This is a genomic window from Pseudidiomarina sp. PP-1MA (genome assembly GCF_041200125.1).
GTDB classification, from domain to species: Bacteria; Pseudomonadota; Gammaproteobacteria; order Enterobacterales; family Alteromonadaceae; genus Pseudidiomarina; species Pseudidiomarina fusca.
In genome coordinates this window covers 2,166,615-2,177,692 of the sequence record NZ_CP165718.1, presented here as the reverse complement: position 1 = coordinate 2,177,692, position 11,078 = coordinate 2,166,615, and the positions used below count along the sequence as shown (strand labels likewise).

The window sequence follows — 11,078 nt, the reverse complement described above, 5'->3', positions numbered from 1 at the left end:
TTTAACAGCTAATAGCGAATTAGTACGAGTTGCGTTTATCGCTGTACCAATTCACCTCGCAATCGTATTTTTCAACCTGTTCGGCTACCCCAAGCGTTAGTGCAAAGAGCGCCATACGAATCAGCACACCGTTGTCCGCTTGGCGGAAAATAGCAAGGTTTGGATGTTGATTTAAATCGTTATCTAGTTCGTTTGCTTCTGCGCGTGAATCACGCGGCAAAGGATGCATGATAACGGTATTGGGTTTGTAGTGCTTGGTATAGATTTCGCTATTTAAACGAAACTTACCGCGATATTGATCAGCCTCTTGAGGTGAAGTAAAGCGCTCTTGCTGAATACGGGTTTGATAAACAATATCAGCATCTGAACTACCACTGACTTGATCCGTGATAGTGACACGGTGACCAGCTTGATCTAACACGGCTAACACACTATCAGGCATGGCCAATTCTTGGGGCGAAATCAAGGTGAAACGAATATTCTTATAGAGTGCGAGTAAGCGTGACAGCGAGTGCACGGTGCGCCCGTATTTTAAATCACCCATCATGCAAATATGCATCCCATCAATAAGATGACCATGGTAAGCCAGTTCTTTTTTAATGGTGTAGAGATCTAGCAAGGCTTGGGTAGGATGCTCGTTGGCTCCATCACCACCGTTGATAACAGGCACTCGACTGCCTTGCGCAAACTCTGCAACAGAACCTGATTTAGGATGGCGCATGGCAATCACATCGCTGTAACTACTCAGCACTCGGGCGGTATCGTATAAAGATTCGCCTTTGGCCAGAGCTGAGCTTTCCATACCAGTGGTTTCACGAACTTCACCACCGAGCAGATTAAACGCAGTACCAAAACTCACCCTAGTACGGGTTGAAGCTTCAAAAAATAAATTACCTAAGATGGCACCATCGAGAACTTTGGTACGTTTTTGCCTACGTGCGTATGGCTGCATGCGATCGGCCGTGGCAAAAATCTGCTGAATACTGTCGAGGTCAAACTGCTCGACTGAAAGAATATTAGAACCGGTAAAATTCATGATGGGTAGCCCTGCAGTGAAGGTAAACACTGGAGGGCTACTCTAGCAGATTTTGTGGTTAAAAAGAATGCTGGAGCGCTTAAAAGGGCTTCATCACCGCCAAAATAATAATGGCAAACAGAGCTAACACGGGCACTTCGTTAAAAACCCGATAAAAGCGATGGCTGCGAGTGTTCCGTTGGTGTTTAAAGTCAGCCAAAATCTTAAAACAGTAGCCATGGTAAACGTACAGTAAGGTAACGATCACGAGCTTAACGTGTAACCATCCCGAAGCTTTGAGCCAAGCCCCCCCATAAATCCACATCAACCATAAGCCAAAAATCAGCGTTAACAATGCAAATGGCGTGACAAAATAAAGCAACCGTCGTTCCATAATTTTAAACTGCTGATTAACCTCTTCAGAGGTATTCTGGGCATGATAGACGAAGAGGCGCGGCAGATAAAAAATGCCAGCAAACCAAGCCACCATAAAGGCAATGTGTAGTGCTTTAATGAGTAAAATAGACATCTAATCCTCGTTCAACTGCGATGATTTTTGGTTGCGCCACAAGCGCGGCCTGCGTAGCATGGCGAAGTTCCATCATAAGAAGTGTCACTATGAAAGAGAAGCAGAATATTATTATTGCCAGCCTTTTGCACCGATTTGGCGGTTGGTTGGTGCTAGCTGTGGTCCTTGGCCTTGGCGTTGCGGCTGGGTATTGGGGCGGCAATTGGCATCTAGTGCAGTTACAGCAGCAACTACAACAACAGCAAGCAACCATAGCTGAGCTCTATGAACGTACCGAACGGTTTGATTATCAGCAACATATTGCACAAGTAGAATTGGGCATTGAACAGGCTGCCAGTAAAGGTCTGCAGCAAGAACTGTTGATGGCGCAAGACGAGAACTTTGCACTTCGGCGTGAGTTAGCCTTTTATCAAAAAATTATGGCACCTGAACTAGAGGCCAGTGGGGTGATGGTTGATTCGTTTGAATTACAGCCTAACCGCAGCACCGGCCATTTTCATTTCAGGCTCGCCCTTGTACAAATGGACCGTCTACGTAATTTAACCAAAGGCTCAATTGAAATCAGATTAAGTGGACGCCTCCAAGATCAAGCGCAGAGTTACGACCTATTGGAACTGGCGCACGTGGAAGCTAAAGACCGCCAATTCAGCATGCGCTATTTTACCGTTCAAGCCGGCGATTTCGTGGTGCCAGAGGGCTTTCTTCCTGAGCGAATTGATGTGGTGGTGAACGTAAGCGGTAGCAAACAAAACTTAAGTCGTAGCTTTTATTGGGCCGACTTGTTGGCTGCGCGAGCAACGGCTAGCAAAGCTGCCGATAGCAGCGACAATACTTGACCCTTTTACTCAGGTAAGCGAAAATAGCGGTCAGAATTTCTAAGAGGTACACAACATCATGAGTGACACAGCAGCAGCAATGCCTATTCAGTTCACTGAATCTGCGGCCAACAAAGTAAAGAAACTTATTGCTGAAGAAGAAAATCCAGCCTTAAAATTGCGCGTCTATGTAACTGGTGGTGGTTGCTCTGGTTTCCAGTACGGTTTTACTTTTGATGAAAAGAGCAATCCCGGTGATACTGAAATCGAACGTAACGGTGTGATCTTAGTGGTTGATCCTATGAGTCTGCAGTATTTAGTTGGTGGTGTGGTTAATTATGAAGAAGGCTTGCAGGGCGCGCGATTCTTCGTTGATAACCCAAATGCGACCACTACCTGTGGTTGTGGGTCAAGTTTCTCCATCTGAGGATGAGATACACCTCGCTTTGCGGTAAGATGTTGCGACATTTTACAGGCGAGGTGTGTTATGAGTTCATACGCAAACCATATTGCGACCGTCCAAGCACGATTTGATGCAGCTTTAACTGCAACAGGTTTCGATTCGGTACTGATTTATGCGGGCCAACCGCGTGTGGCATTTCTTGACGACAATGCTGCTCCCTACAAAGTTAATCCTCTGTTCAAATACTGGATACCCGTACTAGAAAGTCCTAAAAGCGCGATTTATTACAAAGTGGGTGAAAAGCCAGTCGTGTTTTTATTTCAACCACGTGATTTTTGGCATGCTCAAGCTGAAGTTCCTCATGAAGAGTGGCAACAGCACGTTGAGTTAGTCGTGATTGATGAGCAAGAAAAAATGACGGCTTGGCTAGGCGACAAATTAGCAGCGGCCGCTTTCATTGGTGAGGATTTTGCTGAGCCAGTGGCAAGTTGGCAGGTAAAGGCACGTAACCCTCAAGCTTTGATCGATCATTTACACTTCCACCGTGCTATTAAAACCAGCTGGGAAATCGAGAATATGCGAGCAGCCAATAAATTGGCAGCTACCGCTCACTTAGCCGCTCGTGATGCATTTTTTGCTGGCGCCAGTGAGTTAGAAATTCATCATGCCTATCTAGCTGCGATTGCCGCCCGCGAAACCCAGTTGCCATACAATAGTATTGTGGCTCTGAACGAGCATGGCGCGATCTTGCATTACGATATGTATCAAACAAAAGCCCCTGCACAAGCGCGCTCATTTCTGATTGATGCTGGCGCCTTCTATAAAGGCTACTGTGCTGATATTACCCGAACCTATGCCCGTGAGAGCGGCTTCTTTGCGGATCTTATTGCCGCGATGGATGATGCACAGCAAGCCTTGCTGAGTGAAATTAAACCGGGTATCAGCTATTACCAACTTCACGTATCTCAACACTTAAAGATTGCCCAAGTATTAAGTGAGTTTGGCTTTGTGAAAGGCTCAGCTGAAAGTATTTACGAGCAAGGTTATAGCAGTGCTTTCTTCCCGCATGGGTTGGGCCACTTTATCGGCCTACAAGTGCATGATGTCGGCGGTTTCTTAGCCAATGATCGTGGTGATACTATTGCTCGTGATCCACGCCATCCGTTTTTACGCTTACTACGTGAAGTAGAGGCTGGCCAAGTATTTACGATTGAACCGGGTTTATACGTGGTCGATCAGTTGCTGGAAGCCCATGCTGGCAATAATGACTTTAACTGGCAGCGGATTGACGAGTTACGCCCATACGGTGGTGTGCGCATTGAAGATAGCATTGTTGTTGGCGAAGACGGCAATAACGAAAACCTAACTCGTGATGCTTTCGCTAGCTTAGCTAACCATTAAGGTAAGAAGAGACCGCCCAAAACAGTTGGGCGGCTAGCACCGGTAACAGCTGGGAGATTTCCCGGCTGTTTTTTTAGGTAGCAACGAGCTAACCAAGCAAAAGCCATAGCTTCTACATGTTGAGGGTTTACTCCTAACACAGCGGTCGAGTGCCAATGACACTGAGGTAAAGCGGCGGTTAGGGCACTCATTAGTAACGGGTTGTAAGCTCCCCCACCACAAACAAATAAGGTTTCTGGTAAGTTCGGCAGCCAGTTGGTCATTGCTTGGGCGACGGAGCGTGCGGTTAACTCAATCAGGGTTGCTTGCACGTCGGCAGGATTGAATTCAGATAACTGGTTGCCAGTTAACTGCGCCCGCGTAGCTAACCACGTGAGATTGAAATCGTCACGGCCGGTGCTTTTCGGGGGAGGCTTGGCAAAATAGTCATCAGCCAAACAGTGTTCCAGTAACTCCTGCTGAACCTCGCCTTGGGCTGCAAAAGCGCCATGGCGATCAAAGCTATCAGGAGCCTCTGGATGGCAACGTCTAAACCAACTATCAAGTAGTGTATTTGCTGGCCCGGTATCAAAGCCCATGACCCCAGTAGCAGGGCCTGGCAGCCAAGTTACGTTGGCTATACCGCCCAAATTCAATATAGCCCGGGGTTGCTCAGAGCTACTGAATAAAGCCTGATGAAATGCTGGTACTAAAGGAGCACCTTGCCCGCCTAAGGCAATATCTTTACGTCTAAAATCAGCAACCACAGGAATACCGGTTAACGCAGCTAAGGTATTAGCATCACCCAGTTGTAAGGTGTAACTTGGTTGTGCGGAGGGAGCATGACGCACGGTTTGTCCGTGACTGCCGATAGCGCAAATGTCAGTGTGTGCTAGTTGCAGGTCAGCGAGAAATTGGTTTACGGCGGCTGCGCAGAATTCAGCAAAGGCTCTATCGGCAAGGGCATAATGATGTAATTCATCGGCTAGTGCCTGCGGTTGACACAATAAGCTTAAACGTTCAACAAGCTCTTTTGGCAGCGGGCATTGGCGATGATGTAGAAGTTCAATCTGGTGCTCCTCAAAAGCCACCACGACCATGTCTAGGCCATCCATACTGGTACCTGACATAAGCCCAAGATAAAGATCTGCGGCCATTAGCGCATCGCCAAATAGAACCGCTTATTATCATTAAGTATGGCCAATCGCTCACCCACCAGTTTCTTGAAGACAGGCAATTCATTCTTAGCCAAGGATTCCGCTTGAGGGAATTTGACGGTACGCGGATTGCGGTGCACACCATCGACCAAAAACTCATAGTGTAAATGCGCACCAGTAACACGGCCGGTAGCTCCTACTCGACCAATCAATTCACCCTGTTTGACGCGCTGCCCAGTTTTAACCAAGCGTTTGCTTAAATGAAGGTACTTAGTGACATAGCGTTCACCATGTTGAATAAATACATAGTGACCGTTGAGGTTGTTATAGGCACTAGCAATAACTTTACCATCCCCTGAGGACATCACCGGAGTACCAGTAGCTGCAGCATAATCAATCCCATTGTGGGCACGAACTTGGCCTGTGACTGGATGCAGGCGGCGCGGATTAAAGTTAGAGCTGATGTAATTGAACTTTACCGGAGAGCGTAAAAAGGATTTACGCATGGCGCGCCCGTCGGCGGTGTAATATTGGCCATTATCGTGTAAAAAGGCTTGAAAATGTTGACCGCGGTTTACGAATTCGGCTGCCAAGACTCGGCCAAAACCAACAAAATCACCATCAACGTAGTTCTTTTCGAACAAAATACTGAATTCATCGCCGGCGCGGATATCTAGCGCAAAGTCGATATCCCAACCAAACATGTCAGCAATACTCATGATCTGGCCATCGGTAAGGCCGGCGTCAATACCTGCGTTCCAGAAGCTGCTAGAAATGGTCGCGTGGGCAAAGCTAGTTCTCACCTCAACGCTTTTGCTCTCGATGCTACTTACATAGCCTTGCTCTTGCTGCGTGACAACTAAGGTATCGGTTTCGTTTAACTGGTAAGCAATTTGCACCAACTGATCTTGACTATCGCGGGCAAACCGCACGGTATCACCAGGGTGTAAATTAGTCAGGATTTTGGCGGCTTGTTGATCTTGGGTGACCCGATACAATTGCTGTGGGCTTAGTCCCATACGATCAAAAATGCGCGCTAGACTATCACCGCTACGCACTTCATAGCCGCTCCAACGAATATCGTCGTAGCTAGGAGCTACGTTGCTGCTCGCTTCATTTAACTGTAACTGCAATGGATAGCGCTGGCCGAGAATCAACTCTGCTTGGCCTAGTTGGGGCTCACTGACATGCCGCGAAGCCGTGGCCGGCTCTGAGGGTAATAGCATAGCTAGCAGAGTTACACCGCCAGCAACGGATAGCATAACTTGATGACGCCTAGGCAGGCGCGCAAGCAGGGCTGTGATTCGCTTTGCAAGTGATGTCATAGAGTCTCGAACTGTTAGCGCAATTTTATTTTTGTCAATCATTATCGGCAGAATAATACGAAGAGCGACGTTTTTCCAGCTACTTTACGGTTAATTGCGCTTAAAACACTGCATTAAATAGCATACAATGAAATGATTATCGGTCGAATCATCCTGTCAGGAGAAAGTTAATGAAGGCAGTATCTGCTGCAGAAGCCTTTGCTGAAATTGCACGAGGCACCGAAGAAATTCTTTTAGCTGAAGAACTTAAAGAAAAATTAGCCAGTGGTAAACCCTTAGTGGTTAAAGCTGGATTTGACCCAACCGCACCAGATTTACACTTAGGTCACACGGTACTCATTAATAAAATGCGGTTATTGCAAGATTTAGGTCATCAAATTATTTTCTTGATTGGTGACTTTACCGGCATGATTGGTGACCCTACCGGTAAGAACGTCACACGTAAACCGCTATCGCGAGAAGACGTGCTGGCGAACGCAGAAACCTATAAAGAACAAGTATTCAAGATCCTCGACCCAGCTAAAACCATCATTCGCTTCAACTCTGAGTGGATGAATGATTTAGGCGCAGCGGGCATGATTCGATTAGCTGCCCAACAAACGGTGGCACGGATGCTAGAGCGTGATGATTTTAAAAAGCGTTATGCCGGCGGACAGCCGATTGCTATTCATGAATTTTTATATCCGTTAGTACAAGGCTGGGATTCCGTTGCACTGAAAGCCGATATTGAATTAGGTGGTACCGACCAGCGCTTTAATCTACTGATGGGGCGTGAGCTACAAAAAGCTGAAGGTATGGCGCCGCAAACAGTGATCATGATGCCATTATTAGAAGGCTTAGACGGCGTTCAAAAAATGTCGAAGTCACTCGGTAACTACATTGGTATTACTGAGCCTGCCAACGATATGTTCGGCAAAATGATGTCAATTTCTGATGAGTTAATGTGGCGCTACTATCAGCTATTAAGTTTCCGTCCTTTGGAAGAGATTGATGGCTTTAAGCAGGCGATTGCTGATGGTGCTAACCCACGTGATTATAAAGTCTTGTTAGCTAGAGAAATCATCACTAGATTTCATGATGCTGCTGCGGCCGAGGCGGCCGAGCAAGACTTTGTGCAGCGGTTCAGCAAAAATGCGATCCCTGATGACCTGCCAGAGCTCGAGTTAGTGGCTGCTGAAGGCAGTATCGCCATTGCTAATTTACTCCGTGAAGCTGACCTAGTAGCCTCCACCTCTGAAGCGATGCGGATGATTAAACAGGGTGGGGTGAAGATAGACGGCGCAAAAGTGGAAGATACCAAATTAGTTGTGACCGCTGGTAGCACCGCAGTCTATCAAGTAGGCAAACGCAAGTTCGCGCGTATTAGCGTGAAGTAATGGGTGTGCCAGGTCGTGCCGTAAGGTTCGGCCTGGCGTGTGTTTCGTGCAAGCCTCGCTGTGGCTGTTAGCAGTCACTTTGACAAGGCAAGCTAACGATCTCCCCCGTCGGCCAGCGCAGCAACGTAAGCTGATTGCCCCAGACACAACCCGTATCTAAACCAATCACATCATCGCGCTGGGTCTGCCCCATGAGCGCCGCCCAATGGCCAAACACCAAGCAGTTATCGGTTACCTCGGTCAGCTCGTACCAAGGGACTAAATCGCTAGGATGTCGCTGTTGCTGTGGTGCTGTCTTACAAGTCAGCTCAAGTTCACCGTAATCATAGCTGGGGGTCACACGACAATACCGCATCCGAGTCAGCGCATTGATGATAAAACGATGTCGGTCCGCACCGCTTAGATCCGGATGCCAGCGATTTGGCTCATTCCCATACATACTCGCCAACCACTCGCCAAGTTGTTGCTGTTGCCAGGCTTGTTGTAACGCGGCGCTAGTTTCATCAGCATAATCCTGTGCTTCAGCCAAGGACCACCACGGATAGATACCGGCGTGACTCATCACTAAACCATCGTTACTGGTGAGCATTAAGGGCTGTTGCACTAGCCAAGCGAGCCATTGCTGTTGTTCAAGCTGGGGAAGCGCCACGATGGCGTCGAGTTTATCGCTAGGATGAGCTGCGCGTACCCCCGCTAAAATCGCCATCAGGTTGAGATCGTGATTACCTAAGACGACCTTGGCACTGTTACCTAAATCGCGCAGAAATTGCAGACAAGCGAGAGAATCCGGGCCACGCCCAACTAAATCACCAACACACCAAAGCTGGTCGAAGCTAGGATCAAAGCCTACCTGCTGTAACAACAACTTCAGCTCGGTTGCACAGCCTTGGATGTCACCAACAATGTAGCGGCTCATCGGCGACTAACTTAATGGATGATATTGGGGATGGCAAGGCGAAACGAAGGGATCTGTACGTCGAATAACTCACCCTTGCTGCCTTTCATGGTGTAAAAGCCTTCCATGGTACCAATCGGAGTGGCCAACACAGTACCACTGGTGTAACTAAAGCTTTCGCCTGGCGCCAATTGTGGTTGTTGTCCTACCACGCCATCACCAGCTACCCGAGTGATTTTATGTTCGGCATCGGTAATCTTCCAAGAGCGCTTTAGCAGTTGCACCGTCTCGGTCGATTGATTCTCTATAGTAATGGTGTAGGCAAACATGTATTGCTCATCGGCAGCTACCGATTGTGCTGCTAAATATTGCGTGGTTACAGAAATAAGAATCTTACTCATGGGCTTGTTGTTGCTCCGTATACCAGTTAGCTAAGCGACAGTAATCTGCCACGCTGAGTGTTTCTGGGCGAGCATTAGGGTCGATGCCAAGTTGCTCTAATTGCTCGTCAGTGCAAAGCTGCTTGAGATTATTGCGGATGGTTTTGCGGCGCATGTTAAATGCCATCAAGCAGACTTTTTGTAGGTCGCTACGGCTGTGGACCGGGTAAGGCGACTCAGTGTAAGGAGTAAGACGCACCACCGCAGACTCTACCTTAGGAGGCGGAATAAAGGCTCCTGGCGGCACCATCAGCACCGGCTCTACGGCACAGGCTTGCTGAATAGCAACACTAATACGTCCGTAGGCTTTACTATTAGGCTCTGCTGCTAGCCGCTCTACCACCTCTTTTTGTAGCATAAAATGCATATCGCCAATCACTTCTAGATGCTCTAGCAAATGAAAAATAATCGGCGTAGAAATGTTGTAGGGTAAGTTACCAAAGACGCGTAGCGGTTGGCCTTGATAGAACTGACGGAAATCGGTTTTTAATGCATCACCACGAAATACGTTAAGCTTACTGGCCAAAAATGGATGTTGTTCAAGCCGATCGGCAAGGTCACGGTCAAGCTCCACCACGGTCAAGTGTTGACTGCGCTCCACTACCGGTTCAGTGAGAGCTGCAAGGCCCGGACCGATTTCAATCAGGGCTTGGCCTGGCTGTGGATTAATGGCATCTACAATGTCATTAATCACAAACTCATCGTGTAAAAAGTTTTGTCCAAAACGCTTACGAGCGCGGTGTCCTAAATGTGTCTTTGTCATCGATTTACCATGTCAATAGCGGTCGTTAAAGCGAGTCTGGCGCTACTGATATCTACGTTTGCTGTTGCCGCTCGATCTAAGGCCGTGCCATGATCAACCGACGTTCGAATAAAGGGTAGGCCTAACGTAATGTTGATGGCGTTACCAAAGCCTTGGTATTTTAGCACGGGCAAACCTTGATCGTGGTACATCGCTAATACGGTATCGGCATGCGCTAAATAACTGGGCTGAAATACGGTGTCGGCAGGGTAGGGACCACTCGCGGCAATACCTTGCTGCTGTGCTGCGGCAATTGCAGGAATAATGTGGTCCAATTCTTCACGCCCTAGATGGCCTTGCTCACCGGCATGTGGATTAAGCCCACAGACTAAAATGCGTGGTTGCGCTAAGCCCCATTTTTGCTTCATGTCGGCATCAATGATTTCGATAACGCGCAATACTTTGTCATAAGTGATTGCCTCAGCAACCTCTTTTAAAGGTAAGTGCGTGGTTACTAAGCTAACCCGTAAGCCTTCAGTTGCTAGCATCATGACTACTTGCGGCGTCTGGCTTAGTTCTGCAAAAAACTCCGTGTGGCCACTAAAGGCTATACCAGCGTCATTAATTACGCCTTTGTGGACGGGGCCGGTTACAACAGCTGCAAACTCGCCGGTCATACAGCCCTGTCCAGCGCGAGCTAGGGTAGCCAACACATAGTCGGCATTAGCACTATTAAGTTGCTGTGGGATCACCTTAGCAGCGCAGGCAAGATGACAGACGGTTAGTGTTCCTGCAGCTTGTGGCTGGGGAGCTTGGTGAGGGTCGTAAGGAATAATCTGTAGTGGTAGCCCCAACGCCGCAGCCCGTTGTTGCAGCATGTTGCTATCAGCAATGGCTATCCAAGCCACAGGCCATTCGTATTGCGCTAACCGCACGGCTAAATCAGGGCCAATCCCGGCCGGTTCGCCTGGAGTAAACGCAATACGAGGCACAGACATAGC

Annotated in this window: 12 protein-coding genes; 4 read left to right on the top strand and 8 right to left on the bottom strand. The window is 48.1% G+C overall.

Features of this window, described 5'->3' with window-relative positions; translation table 11 throughout:
* Positions 1–19: 19 nt before the first annotated feature.
* A complete protein-coding gene (locus AB8S08_RS10305; RefSeq protein WP_369742684.1) occupies positions 20–1,036 on the bottom strand; it encodes an aspartate carbamoyltransferase in 1,017 nt (338 codons plus the stop codon).
* 79 nt (positions 1,037–1,115) lie between these two features.
* Entirely contained in the window at positions 1,116–1,544 is a 429-nt protein-coding gene (locus tag AB8S08_RS10300; RefSeq protein WP_110075881.1) for a CopD family protein, read from the bottom strand.
* Positions 1,545–1,633: 89 nt separating this feature from the next.
* On the opposite strand from AB8S08_RS10300, the gene AB8S08_RS10295 reads away from it, so the two are divergent.
* The 3 genes from AB8S08_RS10295 to pepQ are packed head-to-tail and all read left to right on the top strand — an operon-like array spanning position 1,634 to position 4,163.
* A complete protein-coding gene (locus AB8S08_RS10295) occupies positions 1,634–2,380 on the top strand; it encodes a DUF6776 family protein (RefSeq protein ID WP_369742683.1) in 747 nt (248 codons plus the stop codon).
* A gap of 58 nt (positions 2,381–2,438) precedes the next feature.
* The gene (gene erpA, locus AB8S08_RS10290) at positions 2,439–2,786 is read left to right on the top strand and encodes an iron-sulfur cluster insertion protein ErpA (protein ID WP_369742682.1); all 348 of its coding nucleotides are present in this window, start codon (positions 2,439–2,441) and stop codon (positions 2,784–2,786) included.
* Between the two features lie 60 nt (positions 2,787–2,846).
* Complete coding sequence (gene pepQ / locus AB8S08_RS10285; protein WP_369742681.1) at positions 2,847–4,163, top strand: Xaa-Pro dipeptidase; 1,317 nt, start codon at positions 2,847–2,849, stop codon at positions 4,161–4,163.
* On the opposite strand, the gene AB8S08_RS10280 is transcribed toward pepQ, so the two are convergent.
* Complete coding sequence (locus tag AB8S08_RS10280) at positions 4,160–5,299, bottom strand: anhydro-N-acetylmuramic acid kinase (RefSeq protein WP_369742680.1); 1,140 nt, start codon at positions 5,297–5,299, stop codon at positions 4,160–4,162. The two genes, pepQ and AB8S08_RS10280, sit on opposite strands and share 4 nt — an antisense overlap.
* Positions 5,299–6,603: a peptidoglycan DD-metalloendopeptidase family protein gene (locus AB8S08_RS10275; protein ID WP_369744200.1), complete on the bottom strand. Its 1,305-nt coding sequence runs from the start codon at positions 6,601–6,603 to the stop codon at positions 5,299–5,301. The genes AB8S08_RS10280 and AB8S08_RS10275 overlap by 1 nt, the downstream gene beginning before the upstream one ends.
* Positions 6,604–6,794: 191 nt before the next feature.
* Between AB8S08_RS10275 and tyrS the strand changes: the two genes are divergently transcribed.
* Positions 6,795–8,000, top strand: coding sequence for a tyrosine--tRNA ligase (gene tyrS / locus AB8S08_RS10270; protein WP_369742679.1), 1,206 nt, complete (start codon positions 6,795–6,797; stop codon positions 7,998–8,000).
* Positions 8,001–8,067: 67 nt separating this feature from the next.
* On the opposite strand, the gene AB8S08_RS10265 is transcribed toward tyrS, so the two are convergent.
* The 4 genes from AB8S08_RS10265 to pdxA are packed head-to-tail and all read right to left on the bottom strand — an operon-like array spanning position 8,068 to position 11,075.
* The gene (locus AB8S08_RS10265; RefSeq protein WP_369742678.1) at positions 8,068–8,916 is read right to left on the bottom strand and encodes a symmetrical bis(5'-nucleosyl)-tetraphosphatase; all 849 of its coding nucleotides are present in this window, start codon (positions 8,914–8,916) and stop codon (positions 8,068–8,070) included.
* A gap of 11 nt (positions 8,917–8,927) precedes the next feature.
* Complete coding sequence (apaG, locus tag AB8S08_RS10260; protein WP_153826791.1) at positions 8,928–9,296, bottom strand: Co2+/Mg2+ efflux protein ApaG; 369 nt, start codon at positions 9,294–9,296, stop codon at positions 8,928–8,930.
* The gene (rsmA, locus tag AB8S08_RS10255) at positions 9,289–10,098 is read right to left on the bottom strand and encodes a 16S rRNA (adenine(1518)-N(6)/adenine(1519)-N(6))-dimethyltransferase RsmA (protein WP_110075873.1); all 810 of its coding nucleotides are present in this window, start codon (positions 10,096–10,098) and stop codon (positions 9,289–9,291) included. Before rsmA ends, apaG begins: the two co-directional genes overlap by 8 nt.
* On the bottom strand, positions 10,095–11,075 hold the full coding sequence (gene pdxA / locus AB8S08_RS10250) for a 4-hydroxythreonine-4-phosphate dehydrogenase PdxA (protein WP_369742677.1): 981 nt from the start codon (positions 11,073–11,075) through the stop codon (positions 10,095–10,097). The genes rsmA and pdxA overlap by 4 nt, the downstream gene beginning before the upstream one ends.
* Between the last annotated feature and the right edge of the window lie 3 nt (positions 11,076–11,078).